Below are 23,233 nucleotides of genomic sequence, written 5' to 3' on the forward strand. Positions count from 1 at the left end.
TATCTACATTACTTGATGTTAGATTGAGTCATACTGAGAGTCTGTGAAAGTTTTCTACAACATTGCAAAAGGAGTTGCTATCAACAAACAGCAACTCCTCTGCAAAGATTATTTTCTCAAATCTTGCTATATAAGTGTATCCCTCAATTCTTCCCATTTACTTACCATAAACACATCTTCTTTTTCCACATAAGGCAAATCAATCGCCCCTGTATACCATACAGGAAATAAGCCTGCTCCTTTTGCACCAACAATATCACATTCGTATTGATCGCCTATGTACCAAACATCCTCTGCTTGCAATCCCGCCTTTTCTAATGCGAAATCAAATATTCTATGGTTCGGTTTTCTAAACATATATTCACTTGTGGCAATAATAAATTCAAACTCATTCGTTGGTATTATCCGATTAATTCGCTCTGTTAATGCCTTACCGCCAAACGAAATATTACTAATAACTCCAGTTCGAATTCCCTGCTCCTTTAAAAACTGCAAAAATTCAGCAATTCCCTCCGTCGCAGTTCCTGGCGAAGCAACATCCCAAAATATGTTATCCACCTGACTGTATGGAATCGATAATTCAATCCCCTGCGATTCATACAAATACGCAGTAAACATATCATTTGGCACTTCAACTTGAAAAAGGTGTCTTCTCATTGGATCAAATCTACCCAATTCTTTATTAATCGCATCAGCAACCTCTTGCACCTGTTCTGCTGTTCGATTATACTTGTTTACCTTTGCATACTTCAGAACTTCTGCTGTACCTTTCACTCCATCAAACTTTCCTTCATTAATTAAGGTCTGTCCATAATCAAATAATATCATCTTTGGCTTCTTCATAAATAATTCCCCCTCTTCTTCTCTACTATTCTGTCGTATCAAAAAACTTTTTTCATTTGTTTTTTCATTTACAATCACTTATTTTTTTTATCCAATCTGCATATACTCTATTATAACATATGGAGGTTCACAGGATGAAAATAAAAAACAAAAGTTGCTTAATTATCTCTATCCTTATTCCTATTGCGATTGGCGCTCTATCTGCTCTTTTCAGCGGAGGTATGAATACCTATAGTACAATAAATACACCTTCGTTTGCCCCTCCATCGATTCTTTTTCCTATTGTCTGGACAATACTTTATGTCTTGATGGGGATTTCTTCGTATATCATCTACACATCAGATAGTCCGCAAAAATCAAAAGCTCTTTTTTTCTATGCATTACAATTGTTTTTCAACTTTTGGTGGAGCATTATTTTTTTCAATTTCTCTATGTACTTGCTTGCTTTTATTTGGCTTATCGTTTTAATAATTCTAATTATTATCATGATAGTTCAGTTTTATCAAATTAGCCCTATTGCTGCCTATCTTCAAATTCCATATTTATTATGGTGTATATTTGCTGCTTATCTTAACTATTCGATTTATCTTATGAACAAATGATAATTACCCCAAACTATTGCTTTATGAAAGCATAAATAACAGAATCTAAAAACAAACCATCTTTTAAAACATTTTGTTTTAGTAATCCTTCATATGAAAATCCTACCTTTTTCAAAACTCCTTGCGAAGCCTTATTACGTTCAAAAGGTCTAGCCCAAATTCTATGTATATCAAATTCAGAAAATAACGCCTGTGTAAATGTTTCAATTACTTGTGACATAATTCCCTTACCTCTATACTCAGCGCTCAGCCAATAAGATATTTCTGCATTTTTACAATACATATCTTCTTCAAAAAAGGCAGCAATGCACCCTACAATTTGATTATCAACTTTGATTGCTCTAATGTATTCTGTAGTATCTGTACTTGTTGAAAAGAAATGAACAATTTCTTTACATTCTTCCAATGTCTTAGGAAAAGTGTCACTCATATTCTCCCTCAATGCATTATCTTTTGAAGCATTAAAAAAAACATGATAATCTTCTTTTTTCCACTTTTCTAATGAAATTTTCACAGCATCTTTACCCCCATGTTTACTTAATTATCAGACAAAAATCTACATATAATTTCCGTAAGACTCAAATATCTGTTTTACCACATCATAAGACAACTTTCTACGTCTATATTCATCTACGATTCCTTTATTATTCATTGTACGAGGACGTCCTCCGAACCACTCATCGCTTATACGAATATCACAGAACTGCCATATATAGATACCACAACAATCCGCATAATTTAAAACAGCGGTCATTTGTTTTTCTAATGCCTCCGCTTGATATTCCTCTGTCCATTTTGACTTATAAGCATTGCGGTATCCATACAAACCGCCTGCGCCAATCTCTGTAATTAAAAATGGTTTTCCAACACCGTCTGTTTCGTTCTGAACCCACTGGTATAAATCATCTAAGTACTCTTCCACTTTTGTATCATGGTACCAAAGTGGATAGATGTTATACGAAACAACATCTGGCAAGCCAAAACATAAATCTGTTTTGAATTTACAACTTGCGAAGGAATGTGGTCTTGAAGTATCAAGTTCTTTGATTAATGTAAGCTGTTTCTCATAGCACTCTTTTCCGTATTCACTGTCACTGGCACATTCATTTAGAATTCCCCAGATATAGATGGAAGGATGGTTGTAATGGAGTGGAATCATTTCTCGGATTACTTGTTCTGCCTGTGGCTCAAAGTTTGGATTTTTCATATCTTCCAAACTTAGTCCTCTTGCATGATTTTCTTCCCATATCAATATTCCCTGTTCATCACACAAATCAAGGAAAATCTCATCATTTGGGTAATGCGATGTTCGAACGGAATTTGCACCAAGATGCTTGATAATATCCAAATCTGCTGCCATCGCTGAGTAAGGCAAAGCACAAGCAAACTGTGGATGATCTTCGTGACGGCAAACTCCTTTTAATCGGATTGACCTGCCATTCAACAATATGTTCTTTCCTTCTATACCTACTTCACGGAAACCAAAACGGTCAATATAATCATCGATTACGTCTCCGTCTTTTTCAATGGTTGCCGTTACATAATACAATTCAGGTTCTTCCATTGTCCATGTCTTAACATCTGTGAAATTTATTTCACCTTCCAGTACCATTTCCGCTTGTCCATCGATTTTAATGGCATTCCATACGACTTCTTTTCCTGCCACTTTTACTCTTGCATCAAATGTATCTGCGAACTCATCAATATTTTCTAATTTCAATTCAATCTTTGCGTTCCATGAAGAATCTTTGTAACTAGGTGTAACATGAATCCACTGTATGTATACATTCGAAATCTGTTCTAATACAACAGGTCTGCTTACCCCACCATATGCCATATAATCATTCGGAATATGAAGTGCGCTTGCCTCACTAAATCGATTGTCTGCTTTTATTTCTAATACATGATTTCCTTCTTCTACCTCTTTTACAACGGTGCTAAAAATTGTGTAAGCATTGTAATGACTTACAATTTCCTTCCCATCTAAATAAACCGTCGCAGTATGGCTTACTCCTTTAAACTCCAATCGGATATTTCCACCTGCATGAAATGTAGTTTTATAAATTCCTTCTCCTCTGTATCCAGTAAAATCGGGATAACTTTCCCAACAGCTTGGTGTTGCTACTTGATATCTCTTTCCCACAAGTTCTCCTTGACATGGAGAGAACTCCCATAGTCTTCCCGTTAATTCTTGCTGTGTTCTGATATTGTGTACCGAAAATGTTCTTATCATATCGACATACCTCGCTTTATCTTATCAATTTTTCAACAATTTCTTTATCCATTTTCTTAGCAATGCTTTTTTATCAAGCGGTTCTTTCTTGCCAATCAACTAGTCCTTACTTCCTTCTTCCTGTTACCATTATGCATGTAAATTACGTTTGTTATTATAATTCTCTAATTGATATATTGTAATTACATGATACGACTTAAAAAGGTGTTAGGCTTTCTGCTACATAAAATGTATTGCAACTCATGTATTTCTTGCTGATAAATACTATTTACCTCTTGTATTATATTCTTAGATTACATGATTGACACTTCTTTTTCAATGAACTATACTATCCTTACATTGATATATTCTAATATTGTAACACCAAAATCCCCAAAGTAATACGTTTCATGCTTGCACGAAAAATCATAACTTTGGGACTCTATAAAACATACGAGGTTTTCCATGATAACAATTGATAAAATCGGCGAGAATGCCACACATGACAATACATTTACAATCGACCGTCCTACAGGGCATCCTGTCTACTTATTATTATTGATAAAGACATCGGCAAGATTTCTTATTAATGACACTTGGCATACGACCACACCTCATGTTGCCGTCGTTTTCAAACCAGGGCAACGACATCGCTACCACGCAATCGAACCTTCTTACATTGACAACTGGGCACATATTCGTTCCGACCACCCATTGTTTGGAGAACATTTTCCTTTTGGTACTCCAATCACGTTGCATAATACGAAAGATTATTATGACCTTTTTCATATTATATGTACGGAATATTATGGTGCATCTTCTCATCGGAACTTGATTATCCATAATCTAACTACCGCATTATTAGATAAGATTTCTGATGAAAGCAATACGAATGAATATCCCGACCTTTACTACGCTTTGACAGAACTGCGTGAACAAATCTATTCTTATCCGAATGAAAACTGGACACTTCCGATGATGGCAAAGCAGTTAAATATTAGTACGGGATATTTACATTCTATCTATCCGCATTTTTTTGAAACAACTTGTATGAAAGATGTGATACAAAGCAGGCTACAACGGGCATGCGAGCTATTAATCTCTAATAACAAACCTTTAGACGAGATTGCAAAACTGTGTGGCTATCAATATACCGAACATTTTATTCGCCAGTTTAAATCTTATATGGGAATTACTCCAGGTAAGTATAGAAAAAACTATTTATCCACCAATAAGGATTTTCTTCTTACTTGTCATGACCCATTGACCATTAATTAATTCATAGGTGATTCCATAACCTTGCTCTGGGTCGTCTTCGTCTAGGAATCCTGATTGTACCTCTTTTATCAAGGTCAATACACCATCAATGTATTTGTAATATACATCATAATGCGTACCTCCCGATTTAACATATAAGTATGCTTATTAAAATCTTCTATCTAATAATCATCATCATATTTCTCCGTTACCATTTTTATTTTTGCTGTCATAACCCATTGATTGTCTATTAATTCATATGTGATTTTATATGCTTGTTCCGGTTCTTTCTCATCAAGATATCCCCATTGAATCTCCTTTATTAAGGTCAACACACCATCTATGAATTTGTAATTTCTCTCATAATATTTTGGATCCCATAACCATTCGCCAACATACACATTAATAAGCTCATTATCGGAATCTATCCAAAACGCGCCTATACTACTTAATACATAGTCATAGACATATTGTCCTTTTTCCTCATCCCATACCCAACAGATATTAATTTGCTCTTCATCTTCTGTCTCATAATCAGAGATACAGATATCTTCATAACCATCAAAATTCATATCAAAAATTTCGAATCCCGACTTCCAGTATTTATCACTTACTATCTCCTCTGAACTAGAATAATGATTTGGTATAATCTCTTGAATAATCTTACCGCTTTTAGTATCCTTTATTGTGATTTTTGTCGTATGGTAATCATGATCTTCCTCGGAATAAAAGGATACTAACTCAAATGTATGCTTTGGCACATCACCACTATATGTATCCGTTGATTCCTCATATTCCTCTTGGCTATAATACTTCTCAAGAATTCCTCCTGGTATCGGATTGTATTTTATATTTACATTTTCCCAATCAATCTTTTGCATGTTCCACATATTTTCTAAAGTACTGATTTCTGTTATCTGATTTCCTGCCAAATTCAAATAATCTAACTTATCCAAACTCTCCACTACACTGATATCGCTGATAGTATTGTTTGATACGCGCAGATATTCTAGTTCCTTCCTATTTTCCAAAGGACTAATATCTGAGATCTTATTCCATTCCAAACTCAGATAATTTAATTTCTCTAAGGTTTTCAACACACTGATATCGGTAATATTATTATTCGGTAAACAAAGACACGCAAGCTCTTTCATATTATGTAGTACATCTATGTTACTGATTCCACAATTAGATGCATAGAAATATTTGAGTTTAACCAAATTTTCTATCGCTGATAAATCTGCATACTCCATTTCACAGTCTCCAATGCTCAAACTTTCAAGATTGTTTATGTTTTCTAACGGAGATAGGTCTGCTATATTATTCCCTGTAATATCCAATTCCTTTAAGGATGCTAATTTTGATAGTTCCTGAATATCTTCTATGTTATTCTTTTCAATGATAAGCGATTCCAAATTAGTTAATACTTCAATTCCTTCAAGACTACTAATTTTTGTATAGCATAACTCCAGTTTCTTCAGATTTTTAAAATCCTCCAATTCAGCAAATGAATCGATTTTCACACAGTTTATGTTCAATTCCGTAATATCCCATATGTCTGATTTCATTATCATACCAGTTGGTTTATCTAAAATGTCTCTCACGATTTCTTCTAATTCTGGATTTTGAAACTCCACTTGCGTTACATAGTCAAGGCAAGTAGTAGCACCGACAGGCATTTCATGTAAGAATAACGTCCTATTGCTATGCTTGCAGCCTGATGCTATCATTAACATAGATAGCACTATTATTTTTATTCTTTTTTTAATCATATCATTCCCCATTTACTTCTTTGATATTTACGTATTATGTTAACACCACAATACTACTATATACTACCAGAAACATCAAGATATCCCATTTGATTTAACAGGTGCGAGAACCCTATTCGATATTCTTGACTGTTTTACGGTATTAGCCCATAGCCTTGCAACATAGTGCACGGCTTGGGATTGAACAGTAACATTATTCAAAATATATTATAGATAGCTTTTAGAAATAATATTGTAAAAAACACAGCACCATGTTAAGCTAACAGTAAAGTAATTTCAAAGTTATTAGCTTAATACCAAAAATACATAAGCGAGGTATGACTATGATTTGTAAACACTGTGGACACACAATGCCTGACAATACAGCCTATTGCTGTATGTGTGGTAAAGCATCTGAATTATTAAAAGAGAATACCAAAGGTAGAATAATTATCAGACTTGATAAAAATACGCCTATAGGAATTTTTCTTACTGTGAGTGGAGTTGCCTTATTGGTTTTATCCATCTTTTTCGATTTCTTTTCTTTCGCTTTTGGCGTTTCAATTGCACTTGGTGTAATTGGCATCACGCTTCTTGCAATGTTTAAAAACACGCTTCATTCTGCAAGAGAACACGCTAGCAAACTTGATGATGCAGTGCCAACCCAAAAATGTAGTTACTGCTTTTCTGATATCCCTTTAGATGGAAAATATTGTTCCTCTTGTGGATCAAAATATAGAAAACATCAAAAAAACCAATGATTCTTACCAAGTCATTGGTTTTTTGATGTTTTGCTTGTCATATTCAAAAGAATAATCCTCACCACAACCTCGTTTTTCAAGCCATTTCTCTGTGCTTATAAAATAAATCACTTCCTTTGGCTTACCATCTAATTCATATCATCAGAAGAAAACACCGCATCTAAAAACAAGGTATTCCCTTTCTTAAAACCAATCTTATTTAGCAATTCCATATATTTATCATCACTTGAAAATAATTCATCAAAATACGATTTCATATGTTTTACTAACTTTGCTTTTAGTGTTGGCATATTAAGATTTGTTTTAAAACTTCCACCGTATTCTAATCCATTTCCATGAATACTTGCAACAAAATCCGTCAAATAGCTTAACTGTTCTTCTTTAAATGCTAATTCAAGATTATGTTTCTTCGAAAAATCTTCCATACTCTGCTTCATTGCCTTTATAACCGCATGTTTTATCGTACAATCCTCATATAGAACTAAATCGTCTTCTGCATAGATAACAGTATCCGAAGGGGATATATATACATGTTCTTCAATACAAAAACATAGATGAATCGCAAATCCTTCTATGATACAATTATGTCTAACTTCCCATAGCGGTTCACTTTCCCCGTTTTTCAAAAACTTAAAATAATCCAATTTATCTTGCAAACCATTCGGATAATGATATGTATTTTCCTGTTTCAACGCTCTCTCATCCTTACTAACTATTGTCAACTTTGGATATTGATAAGCATACATTTGGACATACTCACTAAGTGGTTTATATAGAAGCGTCTTCTTACTAAATATTTCACTATCCAAAGTGAACTTCATACTACATTTATTTTCTTCTGATGTACTTTCACAATCATACACAAGTATATCTGGCTTCTTTTTTATACTTATGCATTTATGATTATAGATAAATGTCATATCAACTTGAGATAAATATATGAGGTACATATAATATAAATATTTACTCGTTTTTGGCAGTTCTTCTATCCTTATATAATTCTCCAATTTTTCTTTTAAACAAGCCATATTTCCACCAACAATATTCAACTGGCAAGTCTTCTCATCCTCTATAATCCATTCTATATTAACTGGTTCATTATTGTTGTGTAGCACAATTTTGAGTATATTAGAAAGTATAAATTCTACCCTTTTATAATTTTTACCACCTATAAATATCCCTGGATGTTTTCTCATTGATGCAACCAATTCCTCATCAAGATAGTTCATTATATTATACGTTTTCATTCAATTCACTTCTTTCGTTATTTTCTCATTATAACGAGATCTCTTATTTGTATTTTATTTTCACCTATTGTAGTATCTTCAAATTCACCATGGCAATCCGAACCACCTGTTATGATTAAATTCTTTTCCTTACATATTTTCAGGCAAATATCTGTTACTTCTTTAGAGTGTGATGGATAGTAGCATTCTATTCCATCTAATTCCTTCGTTAATAACAATCTGATTTCTAATTCAAACTCAACTAAATCCTTATATTTTATTACTCTTCCAGGGTGTGCTAATACTGCTTTTCCACCTGCCAAATGTATCACCTTTGTTATCTCACTTAATGTTGGGAAATCAACGCAAGTATACGAGTGATTATAATTTTGATATATGTTAAATCCTTCTTGTAAAGTACTTGTTAGTCCCTTGTACATAAAATAATGTAACGCTTTCCAACCGCCCTTGCTTCTTTCATAATTAAATTGATTGTATTCCTTTAATGAAACATCTTCCGAATTTTGTTCCATCTTTTGAATTAACTTAATATTTACGTCTTCTAGTAATTCCTTATTTCTTTCGAGCAATTTTAAGAATTCTGTATTTGTAAAGTCCAAATCAAATCCAAGTATATGAAAATTTATCCCATCTTCTATAATATCCAATTCCACACCAGGAATATTAATCATGCTAGTACCGTTACATAATTCTTGCATTTCTATGGAACCCTTAATTTCATTGTGGTCTGTTATCGCTACACAACCAACCCCTTTTGCCATTGATTCCCGCAAAATTTCCATTGGAGACATCGTCCCATCTGAATAAAATGAATGAATATGCAAATCAGCTAATCTGTTATCTGTGTTCTTTAATGTGTTCATAAATCCCCTTCTATTCTTACAAGGTAATATTCGACAGAATCATTTCGTTTTTTACATTGATATCCTTTTCCCATTATATTGTTAATTCCCACTTTTATCAATAATTATTTTAACATTTTCAAACATGTACAAATAGGGCATGATTCATCAACTCGAATCATGCCCTATTAAAAAAACTTATTAATTAATATTCTTACCGATTAAACTTCATATCCACCATCTACACGTAAACTTTGTCCAGTAACAAATGAGGAATCATCTGTTGCAAAGAACAACGCTACGGTTGCGATTTCTTCACCTTTTCCAGCACGTTTCAGTGGTGCTCCTGTAACCATATATTCTACACCAGCTTCGCCACCAACACTATCTAACATCGCTGTAACAATTGCTCCTGGTGCAATTGCGTTAACACGAATTTCTGGTCCTAACTCATTCGCTAATGCTTTGTTGAGACCTTCCATTGCATGTTTTGAAGTACTATAGGCAACTGGTCCGAAATGTGCAGCATATCCAGCTACTGATGAAGTGTTGATAATAGAACCTTTCCCTTGTTTTTTCATATATGGTGCTACTTCTTGTGCTAAAAGCATTGCAGAAGTTACATTTACATTGAATACTCTTGTCCATTCTTCCATTGTCATTTCTGTAATTGGAATTAAGCTAAGCATTCCTGCATTATTAAATAATACATCCACTGTGCCATAAGCTTCAACAGTCTTTGGAACGATTGTCTTCACTTCATCTAAATTAGTCATATCTATAATTAGATAAATGGCTTCGCCACCATCTTTTTTGATGTTATCTACTACTTCTTTAGCTCTGGCTTCGTTTCTACCAACAACAACTACTTTTGCCCCTTCTTTTGCAAAAAGATATGCTGTAGAACGTCCCATTCCTGAAGTCGCACCTGTAACAATTGCTACTTTTCCGTCTAATCTCATAAGTAAATCCTCCGTTTTCGTTTAATGAAATCAAATACATTTAGTTGAAACTTGTATTGTTACTATGTGGTTTCCTAACCAATTTCTTGTAACAAATACACCCACTTATAATTTAAACACAATATTGGTTTTTTGTCAATTTTAATCACGCAACAACGATAATATTTATCATCTTTCAGAAAATATTACTTTTTAATTATAATCGTCACTTATAACCACTTTCAAACTCCCATCTATCACAATAAAATCATATGCTCCTGATACAAGATTAAATTGAAGCACCGTTTCTCTTTTGTGCTTGGTGATACCCATGAATTTTACTACATCAGGACAACTTACTTCCATTTCCTCCACTGGCAAATACAATATTGCGGAAGTATTTGCCGGGATCTCTGTATGATAGGAACACATTTTACCATTATCAGCAGTCCACTCTGAAATAATTGTTCCATAATAGGATTCGTATTTCCCTCTTACATGATTAATACGCTCTTCCTCATTGTATTCTGCGCCTTTGTCTATACAGCCATTCCACAATAGCACCACAGGAAAAATGATTAAATGAATTCATTTCGCAATCACCAAATCACTCTTCTGCATTATAGGAATTCCAACGTTCCCAAATCGTCGTTGCTCCTGCCTTAACTTCATGTAACCATGAAGAGCATTCATTATTCAGAAGAATGTCGTATGCTACATCACCATATCCCGTTGTATCTTGATTCCGTGCAATATAAGCCTTTCTTTCATATTCTTTCTGATAATTCATATATTTATTCATTGCATCCCAATTATCATTTATAAGTGATACATCACCTGTCCACGCTTTTCTCTCATCTCGCTGTGGACAATCCGTTATCATTGTAAAATAATTACTTACCTGTCCGTATAATGCATTCCGAAACAATCTATTTACATTCTTGTTATTCGTATTAATTTCACCTGTTTGCTTACTTAGCGATGTTACCGCCCTTGCTTTCACCTCGTATATTGTGACGTCTGCCGTAGTTGTTATCTCCATATACTGATAGCCAAAGAAGGACATAAGAGTCTGATATGTCTCTATCTTACTTGAAGCAAATGTATCTCTCTTTCTGCATTATAATCCTCACCACAAAAAAAGCTACTTCGTAGTCCCTCTCAGACAATTAATGAAATAGCTCTTTGTATAGGATATTGTCAGCGCAGTTCTTTTGACAAAGAATTTAAACGTTACTTTGGGGTGACGCCTTATGAATATCGGAAAGGTAGGTATGCACATCTCTAATAAATATTCATAGAATAAATATGTAGAATGCTGTAGCTATTTATCAAAAGCTGCATATTAAACATCTTCTATATAATATTTATAAGGGAGCCATGATAAAATGAGCGTTGATTGTTTCCATGAAGATAGAGATTACCGAGAAAGACAAAGATGTGAAAAAGAACAAACTCATGTCCATGAAGTACTAGGGAGTGTACGTCTTGCAGAACTTGATGAAGATCCACATAATCATCGTTTTGCAGGTGTTACAGGTGAAGTTATATTCGTTCCTGGAGGACATATTCATAAATTTGAAACGAAAACCGACTTTTATGAAGATCATTTTCATCCAATTTGTGTGAAAACAGGGCTTAATGTTAGAGTTGGCAAAGGTGATGATACTCGCCATGTCCACTTTATTGATTCCCAAACACGAGTTGTTGATAATCATTTTCATGAGTTTATTGCTGCTACTCTTATTGAAAATCCGATTGGGGATTAATTAAACTCTAGTTTTTTTGTGCTACCACGCCTATTATTGAAAAATCATAGATGTGGTAGCAATTTTTAAACGCACCCTAGTAATGCAACTCAACAATAAATTTCGTTCCTCTTCCAAGTTCACTTTCTACACGAATACTTCCCTGCACAACGTCAATAATTCGTTTCACAATTGCAAGACCTAATCCATTACCTTCATTTGAACGTGAACGGCTGACTTTATAAAATGATTCAAAAATCTGCTCTTTATCAGCTTGTGAAATGCCAATACCATAATCCTCAATCTCTACAACTATTTTTATAGCTTTCTTTCGTAAACGAATGGCAATGCTACCGCCATCCATCGAAAATTTAATTGCATTTTGTATGAGGTTAATCCACACTTGACCTAATAGATCTTTGTCTCCAAAGTAATCTACTTCTGCTAATTCGATATCAAACTCAATCTCCTTTTTCGTCCAAAGAGGTTCGAGCAAAAGGATTGTTTTTCGGAGTTGCTCATCCAATGAAAATGTAGTGGCACGTTCACGTATAATGCGACTATCTAGTTCAGACAACCGTAGCAAATCACTGGAAAGCGCAATCAATCGTACACTTTCACCTGTGATAATGTTACAGTATTGTAGTCTTTTTTCATCCGTCAATTCATTTATATGAACCACATCATCACGTAGAAGTTCCGCATATCCCTTTATTGAGGTTATTGGTGTCCTAAACTCATGGGATACGCTAGAAACAAAGCTATTCCTCTGCGCATCAATACTTTTGAGTTCCTGTGTCATAATATTAAAGTTCTGGGCAAGCTGTCCAAGTTCGTCCGTGCGTTTCACATCAACAATCACATCAAAATCCCCACTTGCAATCTTCCCCGTCGCATCGGCAATCGTGCGAATAGGTTTTACAATGCCACGCACTACGAAGATAATCAAGACTGTTCCTATACAAAGGCTTGCTGCAAAAGCAATGCTTGTATATAAGATAAAATTATAGAATGTCCCTCCAACTTCTTTGACGACTGGGTAAAGAGTACGGAGTCGATCTAATGTAATAACATGCACCATGACAGCTATAATCATCAGATTTAACCCCCACCACGCACCAAGAAATATAGCCAATAGCTTTGTATAAAGAGACTTAAATAGCAATCTTCTTTTTTTCATATGTTTCGTTCCGCCTTATATCCAAGGTTTCTGATTGTAACAATTTTAAACTGTGGTAAGTGATCAAATTTATCTCGAAGTCGCTTGATATGCACATCAACAGTTCTATCATCTGTTTCCGAGTCCATTCCCCAAATCTCATCCATCAAATCACGCCTGGTAAATATCTTTTGGGAATAGCTAAGTAGCTTGAATAGAAGTTGAAACTCTTTTTGTGGAAGTAGCATTTCCTCTGTTCCAACTTTAACAATTAATGTGTCATAATCAAGAACAACATCGCCAACAGTAAGCTTTTTCTCACTGTTGATTTTCGCTCGTCGCAAAAGTGCTTCGACCCGAAGCATCATTTCATCAAAATCAATCGGTTTAACCATGTAATCATCTGTACCTGCCAAGAATCCCTTGCGTTTATCCTCAATATGTTCCTTCGCCGTAACCATAAGAATTGGTAAGTTGTAGTTCGAACCACGCAGTTCTGCCGTCAGTTCATACCCATCCATAATCGGCATCATAATATCTGCAATCATTAAATCAATGTGCTCATGATCCATTATATCAAGCGCCTTCTCGCCATCCACTGCTTGAAATGGCTGATACCCTTCTCCATGTAATCGTTCAGCAATAAGGTTTCTAATGTTATCGTTATCATCCACTACTAAAATATTGAACATGTTATCACCTTGCCTTTCAGTCTTTTACCGAAGTTGCTAAGGCATGTTAAAAATGCTCTTGCAATCCTAAAATATTCGAAATCCTCTCTATTCGAGCTACTTTCTCATGTTTTGCGGGTCTCAAAGTCACACTTTTTCATGCAGGCATGAAACGTATGACCTTTTACCCTTGTATCATACTATAAATTAGCACATAATTCAAATCACTCAAGTGTTCTTAACGCTGTAACTGGGTCTTTCTTTGCGGCTAATCTCGCTGGAATGAAACCTGCCACTAATGTCAAAGTCATACTTCCAAGCAATAATAGAATGATCTGTACAGGACCAAGACTAGCTATATTCGCTACGCCTGCGGTCTGTAATATAATCGCATTAATTGGTATAATGAGTACTGCTGAAATAAAGATTCCGATAGCACCTGCAATAAAGCCAATAATCAGTGCTTCCGCTTCAAATACATTTGTTATGTCCCTCTTTCGAGCACCAATACTACGAAGAATTCCAATCTCTTTTGTACGTTCCACTACTGACACATACGTAATTATAGCAATCATCAACCCCGATACTGCTAGTGATATACATGCAAATATTATCAGCGCATAGTATACGGAGGATATTAACGATCCTGTAACACTAGTTAACGTTGTCGCATTGTTTGTGTAAACAACTTGCTCATTTTCTGTTTTTCCCGCATTCCATACATCAAGGTACAGCATAATCATGTCATTCGCATTAAAGTTAACAGAATAGATATCAATACTTGTAGGCATTGGATCAACACCAATCCTTCGCATCTGCTTCGCTCTTGCCTCATCATCTTCAAATGGTTGACCCGTGTGTATGTCATAGTCGACCGCTGCTTGCTCCAATGCTACTTTTGAAGTTTCCGCTTGGCTCTGCACCCACTTGGTCAATGCTGTCGTACAAACAACACCCTCATTAAAATAATTTCCTGCAGCATTTGCTTTTGGACGTAAGATACCTACAACAGTAAGATATATTCCATCTGAACTTTCGGCAAGACGATCATAATCTTTCGTATCAGGTATAGGATACAGTCCATCTTTTTCAGTAAAAAACTCATCATTGGGAATGACTTTTGCAATAGCACTACCTACAAAATCAGTCAATTTATATTCATTGATACTATTACTGATACCTAGTTTATTGAAAAAATCCACATCCATTTGATTATACTCATCAACAACAAGCAAGACTTCATTCTCCTTACTTGGCAAACGACTTTCTTCACCGATTAAGTCATATTGTGCCATCAAAAAATCAGTATGCTCTGGCATAACCTGCATATAGGTACTACCCATGCCCATAACACCTACTTCTTTATCAACATTACTGGTGATAAACTGATTATCTACTACCCTTTTTTCTGGCACAAGATTGATTAGATTAAGTCGGATACCTCGTGAATAGGCGATTGCATTTGCTGAGCCTGGCAATACATTTTCAATATCTGCAATATAATCAAGATATTCTTGCGTCAGCACATTGGTATGTGGCGTGGTGTATTCACTCTCATCATCCTTATAAAGCACGTCAGCATCTGGATAACGCACATAATCTGGCTTTGTACCGTTCGGTGCATTCTCTAATTCTGTGGTAATTGTTATAGGATAGCCCGATAGCGCATCACTTTGCATACCTCCCATATAGGAAGACAGACCACCTGAGAGTGCCAATACAAGAGCAACACCTATGATACCAATCCCACCTGCCAACGCAGTAAAAAATGTACGGCTCTTTTTCATAAGAATATTTTGAAATGAGAGCGTGAACGCAACAAGTGGTGACATAAAACATTTTTTGCTTTCGAGTTTCTTGCTGCTCTTTCTTTTATCCAACGTACTTTTATCTTCCACTAGGCAATCATCTGCCACTACTTCTCCATCAAGCAGTTCAATCATTCGCGTACTGTAATCCTTTGCTAGGTCAATGTTGTGCGTGACCATTATTACCAGTTTTGTTTTAGAAATCTCCTTGAGAATCTCCATTACACGAAGCCCTGTTCCACTATCAAGTGCACCAGTTGGTTCATCGGCAAGGATAATATCAGGATCATTTACTAATGCTCTTGCAATCGCAACACGTTGCGCCTGCCCTCCTGAAAGCTGATTCGGCCTTTTCTCCATCATACTTTCAAGTCCGACTTTGCGAAGTGCCTCTTCTGCCTTTCTTTTTTTCTCTTCCACTCCAACACCCGAAAACGACATGGCTAGTTCAACATTTTGCAAGACAGATAGATGAGGAATAAGATTGTAGTTTTGAAATACAAAACCAATACAACTGCTACGATAGGCATCCCAATCCGCATCACTATACTCTTTTGTCGAGTTACCATCAACGGAGAGATTTCCTTCGTCATAGCGATCAAGCCCTCCAATGATATTGAGCAATGTTGTTTTTCCACATCCAGAAGGCCCAATTATCGAAACAAGCCCACATTCATCAAATGATAGACTTATGCCTTTCACTGCATGAACAGTTTCACCAATTCGATAGGATTTATTTATTTTTTCAAGATATAGCTTTGACATTTTGTAGTCCTCCTTTTCTTTGATACATACAAAATATCATTGCTATATGAACCTTATATGAACTGATTTATGAACAATAACTAATCTATAATACCATCATTTTTTTATATTGACTCTATAGAGTAGCCTAATCCTACTAGTTTCTCTATTTCATAGTTCATATCTTTTCCATCTGTCGTAAGGAAATTTCCAACCATTAACGCATTGATCCCTGCTTCATATCCTGCATATTCCTCCTCTTTCATTGCATTCTGCCGTCCACCTGCAAAACGTAATGTCTTGTGTGGCAGTATCAAGCGAAAAACTGCAATTGTTCTCAGAATGTCGTTCACACTTAATAGTTGCTGTGTTTCCAAACGAGTACCCTTAATGGGATTTAATATATTTATCGGCACACAATCTATATCTAGCTCTCGTAGTGCACATGCCATTTCCACTCTTTGCTCCGCTGTTTCTCCCATTGAGATAATGCCTCCACAGCAGACTTCCAATCCTACCTCTTTTGCAATCCGAATTGTACTTAGTTTGTCCTCATAGCTGTGTGTAGAGCAAATCGATGGAAAGAAACTACGTGCTGTTTCAATATTATGATGATAACGTATAACTCCAACCTCAACTAATCGCTGTGCCCTTTCTTTATTAAGACTTCCAAGTGATGCACATAAATTCATATTCGTTTCCCTATGTAATCGTTTATAGATAGCAATAATCTGTTCAAACTCCGAATCACTTAACAGTTCCCCACTGGTAACCAAACTATAACGTGACACTCCGCATTTTTGTAATTCCAACACTTGCTCTACAAGTTCGTCTACGTTCATGTCTTGCACTTGGGAAAACGTAACATCGCTCTTGTTATACGTCGATTGCGAACAATAGGCACAATCTCCACTGCATCGACCAACTCTGGCTGCACGAATTGCACACAGCTCAAGATTGTTGCCATAATAGTTCCTTGTTATCATTTTTGCTGTCTCCACAAGTTCATCAAGAGGGGTATACTCTGCGTTCATCAATAAGCGTGCCTCTTCTTCCTTCAGCCTATGCCCATGCAATACTTGTTCCAATAGTGATATCATTTTTTTCTTCCCTCCATGTTTGTGGCTTTCACAGATACATTTAATAATCCCATCTTCATAAAACGCTTACGTAACGGTATGATTACAAGGATACAAAATACGATTTTTACGATATCCATTGGGACATATGGAAAAACTGCCAATGACAATCCCTGAATAAATGTATTTCCTGTGGTAGCACTTAGCCAAGCTGTTCCGCTTACATATAATACAAGATGCGCAATACAAATCGATACCCCACCTTTTATTACCACTTGGCGTTGCTTACGTTCCGCTAGCAAGGCTCGTCTTCCGTTTAATGTACATGCTATTATTGCTACGATAATCGGATACACTAGCAAATATCCTCCTGTCGGGCCAATCAAAGCCCCTACACCTCCTCGAAAACCACCAAACACAGGCATTCCTACCGCTCCAAGTAGGAGATAACACACTTGTGATATAACGGCGCACTTTGGTTTTAGAAAAATGGCTGCTGTATAGACACCAACCATTCCAAACGAAATAGGAACTGGTGAAATTGGTAATGGGATTGCGATTTGCGCACAAACGGCAGTTAGTACCGTGAATATTGCAGATAAGCATAAATCTTGAGTGGTTAGTTTTTCTTTCATTGTTTTCCTCGCTTTGCATTTTGATAATAAGTGATGTCTATGGTATTACTCTAAGTATTTTTCATAAATCTATTATTAATTCTCTGTAATTACTATATATCTATTCGCGCGAATTGTCAACCATATTTTATTTTCAGTTAACAATCATTCTATTCGATCGTATAAGAAAAAGCATAGCTTTTGCTCTCAGCAATCACTATGCTTTTTTCACTACATTACCTTACTACTCCTCACCAATAATCCTTAACAACGTTTCATTCACATCTCCGCTTCCATAGATGCTAAAATCCACCATTTTCCCGCTATTAAACAGCGTATTCCACTTATCCGATCGAAGTCCCCAGTAACTATCTTCTGCATAAATTTTCGCTTCGATTTCCTCATACGTATAATCTTTTTCCGAGAAAACTTCTACTACCTGCATCTCACCATCGATACATTTTTCAATTGTATATTCCCAATACTCTTCCTTCGCTTCGTCTGACCCATCTTCTCCATCTACATAGATTAACTCTTCTGTTAGACAATCTGTCATACTGTACTCGCCATCTTCATACGAATACATTGCCCAACTATGGGAAGCTGCCCAATTACGCCATACACTTAATACCTTTTTATTCTCATTATCAATCGCTGAATTGGATATGCCTCCAAAACCTCCGCCTTGTTCATATGTTCCATCATTATTCATAAAACAAGTAAATGTAACTAATCCTTGCGCTCCAAAATGTCCTTTTTCTATTAAAATATCCTGTTTTCCATCAAAATTTACATCCACTAAACGGATTCGATTCTTTGAATAATCACCCACGGCATCAGTTGCATCTAAAACAGTCTCATATACAATGCGTTCTCCGTCTTTCTTTGAAATAAAAAGTTTTCTCTCTTGTATTATCCTAAATTCTTCATCCCACTCATCTGTAGCAACCACTTCATAAATGTAATCTCCATCTACAAGACGTATAAGCTGTAATGGTTTTCCCTTAATATTCTCTTCAACAAACTCTTTACCTAATACCGAAAAAGCTGCTATATTATTCTTATCAGTCAAACATTCCTCTTCTGGATAAGAAATCTCAAAAAACGCCAGATTTTTTCCCAACTCCAAATCATCAACATGTTGTGCTGATATTGAAAGTGCCCTTAACGAAGTGTTATTTTCCAAACTAACACAGTTCTCATTTGATAACGCACCCTCAAAAGTAAGCATCAAATATCGAGCATTTGGAAATAACGCTTCGATATCTTCTAATGTATCTATTGAATCATCAACAACAAAATATTTACACTCAGAAAGCTTCTCAATATCTTGCTTCGTAAACTCCTCTTCTGTTTTTTCCAAAAACCTCTCAACTTCTTTTTTTACAGCTTCTTCTTTAAAATGATATGGCACACTCGTATAATCCGTAAACATAGAGTACAGCCAAAAGATAAATATAAGGAATCTAAACTTCGTCATTCAAGTCACTCTCCCTTCATTTCTACTTTTGTTTTGCGAAATAACTCTCTACCGCATAGACATATTCCTGTACCAATTTTTCATTTGCTGTTTTACTTATTTCCGCTCTTCTGCTTACTGCATCAAAGCCATGATAACAGCCCTTATATACCGTTACATCTGCAGGAACTCCCGCTTGTTTCAGATTATCTATATAGATAAGTGTTTCATCATAAAACGGCTCAATATCACCAACAAATGTATACGTTGGTGGTAAATTGGAGTAATCCGTTTCCCTCGCTGCTGCTGCATATTTGGGCACTTGCTTTGTTTCATACAAATCTCCCAAATACATTTTCCATGCTACCGAATTACTATTGTAGTTCCAAATGGGAGCATCATTATCTTGCATTGAATCTGTCTTCATACGATCATCAATCATTGGATAAAGTGGTATTTGAAATGCAATATTGACTTCGCCTTTATCCCTCGCATATAACGTTAACGCCGCAGTTAATCCACCACCTGCACTCTCTCCACCAACAAATAGTTGGTCATCACGAATTCCAAGTGTCTCTGCATTTTCTTTCATCCACAAGAGGGCTTCGTAACAATCCTCAAGTGCAGCTGGATATGGTTTTTCTGTTGAGAGTGTATAATCTGGCGCAACAATCACACATTTTTTTGCGTTAATGAATTTTTCAGCATAGGGAATATCCATTTCTGGAGCACCAATCGCATACCCGCCACCATGAATCCATAAGAAACCTGGTACATTTCTTACTTCTGAAAGAGGGCTGTAGATACATAGTCTAAGTTCACTTCCATCTGTCTTTTCTATTGTCACTTCTTCACACCTTATACGTTTGCTTTTATATCCTACGATAACTTTACGAACTAATTTTTGCATCTTCTTAAATTTTTTCTCGCTTGATTTACTCAAAAATGTTCTCATTAACGTTCCGTTTAATCGTAATTCTTTATGAATCATGTCACTCGTTACTTTCATTATAATCATGCCTTTCTTATCGCCTGCAAGTCTTGCGTTACTGTAAACATGTTGCGCAAACAGTAACCACATTAAAGCACAGGAATAAATTTGCGTGCGGACAATCTTTATATCCGCACCATCCGTTTGTCTATATATAAGTTTACTACAAACAAGCTTGTTTTACAATTTGAACCAACATATTAACAACACAATTGTTTTTCAAACAAAAAAATAGTGCCAAGAAAGCAGGTACATAACCAATACTTTCTTGACACTATTTCATTATTTCGATTTATAAAAAACTAATTTCTTATTTTTTTATTAAGCGATACAAACGTTAACAGCTTGAAGACCACGTTGTCCTTGAGTTGTTTCGAATGTAACTTTTTGTCCGTCTTCTAAAGTTTTGAATCCGTCCATTGCTAATCCTGAAAAGTGAACGAATACATCTTCACCATTTTCATCACTAATAAATCCAAATCCTTTTTGAGCGTTAAACCATTTTACTGTACCTTTATTCATTGAAAGATACCTCCTAATATTATTATATATTTTTACTTAAAGAATACAGCAACTATAAGATGCATATTCTTCTTAATCCAGTACGCCTCCAATATGGAGCGCTTTTAATTCATAGGAGATTTTCTACAAATTAAAGATACATATAATATAATTCATTAATAAAATAATGATTTATACTTTATGCAAAATCAAGACCTAATTAAAAATACTTTCTATAGCTTAACATAGATAATATGTTATGTCAAGTGTTTTTTATATTTTTTCAAAACAATTCTACGTTGATATGATATAAAGACTACCAATATCCCTCAAGCAAAAGGAACGGTAGAAAAAAGCCACGAGAGCGAAACTTTCCTTCATACCATTATTTTACCTCTGTAAATTCTCATATATCCGCTCCATATACAGCAAACATTCCTCTTTTTCCTTATCTGAAAAACCTCTGAAACACTGTTCCTCCACAATAGACACGCTTTCTAAAACTTTTGTTGCTAACTCTTTTCCACCCTGCGTCAAAAAAATCCGGACAATATGTGTCCCATTACTTAATGTCTCAGGAACTCTATGAATTAGATTATCCTTTTGCATTTTCTTTAGCAAAACCGACATCGTGGCTGGTTGAAGTTCACATGCCTTTGCTAAATCCTTTTGCGAACAACCATTGTTATATAAAAGAAGCTCTAACACTTTTGGCTGCCCTTGTGACAAGTCCATATCGTTAAAGTTTTTGAAATTTATCTTTTTATGTATATTATACACGCGTAATAAATAATGATGAAATTTGTCCATTTTTCCTTTTCCTCTCTCCTGCTCGTGCTATTTATTGCAATGAAATTCAACCTATTTTTAAATTTACATTCAACTAAGATATATCTGAAAATAGCTTGTACTAGGGAATGCCAAGCAAGGCAATAAATTTTCAAACATGTCCCGATATTAGCTTCGTAATCACTCTACATTATTACCCACACTTTAGTATTATCATATATTAGCATTCTAAATTAGTCAAGTTTATGTTTGACAAATCCTATATGTTGTAGTAATTTAATAGTAAGTTAGTTTTCTAACATGCTACTAGATTTCATAAATTAAAAAGGTATGGTTTTACTATGAAAAAATGTAGATTAATGATTTTAGCATTTGGTATCCTCATTCTCGCAATTGGTTGTAATGCGAAAAACGAAATTAATGAGAAGGAAGATGAGACAATGAATACTACTGAAATAACTATCAATGAATTAACAATTCCTAATGGTGAACATTCGATTTACGGGAAACTATATATTCCTACTCAGAACGGAACACACCCTGCCATCATCTTGAGTCACGGTTATAATGGAACACACAATGATTTTGCAAAGGAATGCAAGTACTATGCGGAACATGGTTATATCGCATATGCCTTTGATTTCTGTGGTGGTTCAAACAATTCCAAAAGCAGTGGGAGCTCTACCGATATGACTATTTTTACAGAAACATCTGATTTATTGGCAGTATTTGATTATCTATCTGCAATGGACGATGTTGACAAGGAACAGCTTTTCTTATTTGGTGGTAGCCAAGGTGGGCTTGTTACTACCTTAGTAGCCGAACAAATTGCAGATAAAGTAAAAGGAATGGTTTTATATTATCCTGCCCTATGCATTCCTGATGATTGGCGAAATACCTATCCTACCACTGAGGATATACCAGATACATTAAATTTCTGGGGACTAAACCTTGGAAAGAACTTCTTTACAGCCATACATGACTACTATGTATTTGATCATATCGGTTCTTTTGATAAAGATATCTTGATTATACATGGCGATAAGGACAATGTTGTTTCTATTGATTACTCCCAAAAAGCAGTTGTAACCTATGAAAATGCTACATTAATAACACTTCCAGGTGAAGGTCACGGTTTTTCTCAATCTGGTGGTATAACTGCAATGCAAGAGGTTTTAACTTACTTAAAAGAACATACAAACCAATAACGATAT

At 35.3% G+C, this 23,233-nt stretch carries 23 protein-coding genes and 1 pseudogene; 6 read left to right on the forward strand and 18 right to left on the reverse strand.

Annotation, left to right across the window (positions count from 1 at the left end; all coding sequences use genetic code 11):
• Nucleotides 1-126 precede the first annotated feature (126 nt).
• Entirely contained in the window at nucleotides 127-843 is a 717-nt protein-coding gene (locus RMR19_RS03450) for an HAD family hydrolase (RefSeq protein ID WP_310602099.1), read from the reverse strand.
• Nucleotides 844-977: 134 nt separating this feature from the next.
• Here RMR19_RS03450 and RMR19_RS03455 point away from each other — a divergent pair, with 134 nt between their 5' ends.
• Nucleotides 978-1,445 carry a TspO/MBR family protein gene (locus RMR19_RS03455; RefSeq protein ID WP_310602100.1) on the forward strand — a complete coding sequence of 156 codons (468 nt, stop codon included), beginning with the start codon at nucleotides 978-980 and terminating at the stop codon, nucleotides 1,443-1,445.
• Nucleotides 1,446-1,458: 13 nt separating this feature from the next.
• Here the strand turns inward: RMR19_RS03455 and RMR19_RS03460 are convergent, their stop codons facing one another.
• Together RMR19_RS03460 and RMR19_RS03465 are read right to left on the reverse strand one after the other, a co-directional pair.
• A complete protein-coding gene (locus RMR19_RS03460; protein ID WP_310602101.1) occupies nucleotides 1,459-1,959 on the reverse strand; it encodes a GNAT family N-acetyltransferase in 501 nt (166 codons plus the stop codon).
• Between the two features lie 42 nt (nucleotides 1,960-2,001).
• Complete coding sequence (locus tag RMR19_RS03465) at nucleotides 2,002-3,678, reverse strand: glycoside hydrolase family 2 protein (protein ID WP_310602102.1); 1,677 nt, start codon at nucleotides 3,676-3,678, stop codon at nucleotides 2,002-2,004.
• Nucleotides 3,679-4,122: 444 nt separating this feature from the next.
• On the opposite strand from RMR19_RS03465, the gene RMR19_RS03470 reads away from it, so the two are divergent.
• On the forward strand, nucleotides 4,123-4,935 hold the full coding sequence (locus RMR19_RS03470; protein ID WP_310602103.1) for a helix-turn-helix transcriptional regulator: 813 nt from the start codon (nucleotides 4,123-4,125) through the stop codon (nucleotides 4,933-4,935).
• Between the two features lie 161 nt (nucleotides 4,936-5,096).
• On the opposite strand, the gene RMR19_RS03475 is transcribed toward RMR19_RS03470, so the two are convergent.
• Nucleotides 5,097-6,686, reverse strand: a complete 1,590-nt coding sequence (locus tag RMR19_RS03475; RefSeq protein ID WP_310602104.1) for a leucine-rich repeat domain-containing protein — start codon at nucleotides 6,684-6,686, stop codon at nucleotides 5,097-5,099.
• Nucleotides 6,687-7,063: 377 nt separating this feature from the next.
• Between RMR19_RS03475 and RMR19_RS03480 the strand changes: the two genes are divergently transcribed.
• A complete protein-coding gene (locus tag RMR19_RS03480; protein ID WP_310602105.1) occupies nucleotides 7,064-7,426 on the forward strand; it encodes a zinc ribbon domain-containing protein in 363 nt (120 codons plus the stop codon).
• A 128-nt stretch (nucleotides 7,427-7,554) separates the two neighbouring features.
• Here the strand turns inward: RMR19_RS03480 and RMR19_RS03485 are convergent, their stop codons facing one another.
• From RMR19_RS03485 to RMR19_RS03505, 5 genes are all read right to left on the reverse strand, one after another.
• Nucleotides 7,555-8,673 carry a hypothetical protein gene (locus RMR19_RS03485; RefSeq protein WP_310602106.1) on the reverse strand — a complete coding sequence of 373 codons (1,119 nt, stop codon included), beginning with the start codon at nucleotides 8,671-8,673 and terminating at the stop codon, nucleotides 7,555-7,557.
• 17 nt (nucleotides 8,674-8,690) lie between these two features.
• A complete protein-coding gene (locus RMR19_RS03490) occupies nucleotides 8,691-9,536 on the reverse strand; it encodes a PHP domain-containing protein (protein ID WP_310602107.1) in 846 nt (281 codons plus the stop codon).
• Between the two features lie 200 nt (nucleotides 9,537-9,736).
• The gene (locus tag RMR19_RS03495) at nucleotides 9,737-10,477 is read right to left on the reverse strand and encodes an SDR family NAD(P)-dependent oxidoreductase (RefSeq protein ID WP_310602108.1); all 741 of its coding nucleotides are present in this window, start codon (nucleotides 10,475-10,477) and stop codon (nucleotides 9,737-9,739) included.
• Between the two features lie 192 nt (nucleotides 10,478-10,669).
• Complete coding sequence (locus RMR19_RS03500; RefSeq protein ID WP_310602109.1) at nucleotides 10,670-11,023, reverse strand: alpha-L-rhamnosidase C-terminal domain-containing protein; 354 nt, start codon at nucleotides 11,021-11,023, stop codon at nucleotides 10,670-10,672.
• 40 nt (nucleotides 11,024-11,063) lie between these two features.
• Nucleotides 11,064-11,522 (reverse strand): alpha-L-rhamnosidase-related protein, encoded by a 459-nt coding sequence (locus tag RMR19_RS03505; protein WP_310602110.1) that lies wholly within the window; start codon nucleotides 11,520-11,522, stop codon nucleotides 11,064-11,066.
• A gap of 84 nt (nucleotides 11,523-11,606) precedes the next feature.
• Between RMR19_RS03505 and RMR19_RS22110 the strand changes: the two are divergent.
• Both RMR19_RS22110 and RMR19_RS03510 read left to right on the forward strand, forming a co-directional pair.
• Nucleotides 11,607-11,744, forward strand: a pseudogene (locus tag RMR19_RS22110) (helix-turn-helix domain-containing protein); the annotation flags it as partial.
• A gap of 100 nt (nucleotides 11,745-11,844) precedes the next feature.
• A complete protein-coding gene (locus tag RMR19_RS03510) occupies nucleotides 11,845-12,225 on the forward strand; it encodes a YmaF family protein (protein WP_310602111.1) in 381 nt (126 codons plus the stop codon).
• Between the two features lie 76 nt (nucleotides 12,226-12,301).
• On the opposite strand, the gene RMR19_RS03515 is transcribed toward RMR19_RS03510, so the two are convergent.
• The 9 genes from RMR19_RS03515 to RMR19_RS03555 all read right to left on the reverse strand — a co-directional run bounded on the left by RMR19_RS03515 (nucleotide 12,302) and on the right by RMR19_RS03555 (nucleotide 22,040).
• Nucleotides 12,302-13,384 carry a HAMP domain-containing sensor histidine kinase gene (locus RMR19_RS03515; protein ID WP_310602112.1) on the reverse strand — a complete coding sequence of 361 codons (1,083 nt, stop codon included), beginning with the start codon at nucleotides 13,382-13,384 and terminating at the stop codon, nucleotides 12,302-12,304.
• Nucleotides 13,381-14,055, reverse strand: a complete 675-nt coding sequence (locus tag RMR19_RS03520; RefSeq protein ID WP_310602113.1) for a response regulator transcription factor — start codon at nucleotides 14,053-14,055, stop codon at nucleotides 13,381-13,383. Before RMR19_RS03520 ends, RMR19_RS03515 begins: the two co-directional genes overlap by 4 nt.
• A 203-nt stretch (nucleotides 14,056-14,258) precedes the next feature.
• Complete coding sequence (locus RMR19_RS03525) at nucleotides 14,259-16,607, reverse strand: ABC transporter ATP-binding protein/permease (RefSeq protein WP_310602114.1); 2,349 nt, start codon at nucleotides 16,605-16,607, stop codon at nucleotides 14,259-14,261.
• A gap of 104 nt (nucleotides 16,608-16,711) precedes the next feature.
• The gene (bioB, locus tag RMR19_RS03530; protein ID WP_310602115.1) at nucleotides 16,712-17,686 is read right to left on the reverse strand and encodes a biotin synthase BioB; all 975 of its coding nucleotides are present in this window, start codon (nucleotides 17,684-17,686) and stop codon (nucleotides 16,712-16,714) included.
• A complete protein-coding gene (locus RMR19_RS03535) occupies nucleotides 17,683-18,300 on the reverse strand; it encodes a biotin transporter BioY (RefSeq protein ID WP_310602116.1) in 618 nt (205 codons plus the stop codon). The genes bioB and RMR19_RS03535 overlap by 4 nt, the downstream gene beginning before the upstream one ends.
• Before the next feature lie 223 nt (nucleotides 18,301-18,523).
• Complete coding sequence (locus RMR19_RS03540; protein ID WP_310602117.1) at nucleotides 18,524-19,759, reverse strand: XAC2610-related protein; 1,236 nt, start codon at nucleotides 19,757-19,759, stop codon at nucleotides 18,524-18,526.
• Between the two features lie 22 nt (nucleotides 19,760-19,781).
• Nucleotides 19,782-20,756: an alpha/beta hydrolase gene (locus tag RMR19_RS03545; protein WP_310602118.1), complete on the reverse strand. Its 975-nt coding sequence runs from the start codon at nucleotides 20,754-20,756 to the stop codon at nucleotides 19,782-19,784.
• A gap of 294 nt (nucleotides 20,757-21,050) precedes the next feature.
• Entirely contained in the window at nucleotides 21,051-21,251 is a 201-nt protein-coding gene (locus RMR19_RS03550; protein WP_310602119.1) for a cold-shock protein, read from the reverse strand.
• A 369-nt stretch (nucleotides 21,252-21,620) separates the two neighbouring features.
• The gene (locus RMR19_RS03555) at nucleotides 21,621-22,040 is read right to left on the reverse strand and encodes a MarR family winged helix-turn-helix transcriptional regulator (protein WP_310602120.1); all 420 of its coding nucleotides are present in this window, start codon (nucleotides 22,038-22,040) and stop codon (nucleotides 21,621-21,623) included.
• A gap of 320 nt (nucleotides 22,041-22,360) precedes the next feature.
• Here RMR19_RS03555 and RMR19_RS03560 point away from each other — a divergent pair, with 320 nt between their 5' ends.
• Nucleotides 22,361-23,227 (forward strand): alpha/beta hydrolase family protein, encoded by an 867-nt coding sequence (locus RMR19_RS03560; RefSeq protein WP_310602121.1) that lies wholly within the window; start codon nucleotides 22,361-22,363, stop codon nucleotides 23,225-23,227.
• Nucleotides 23,228-23,233: the final 6 nt, after the last annotated feature.

The organism is Anaerosporobacter sp., assembly GCF_031551385.1.
Lineage (GTDB): Bacteria > Bacillota > Clostridia > Lachnospirales > Lachnospiraceae > Anaerosporobacter.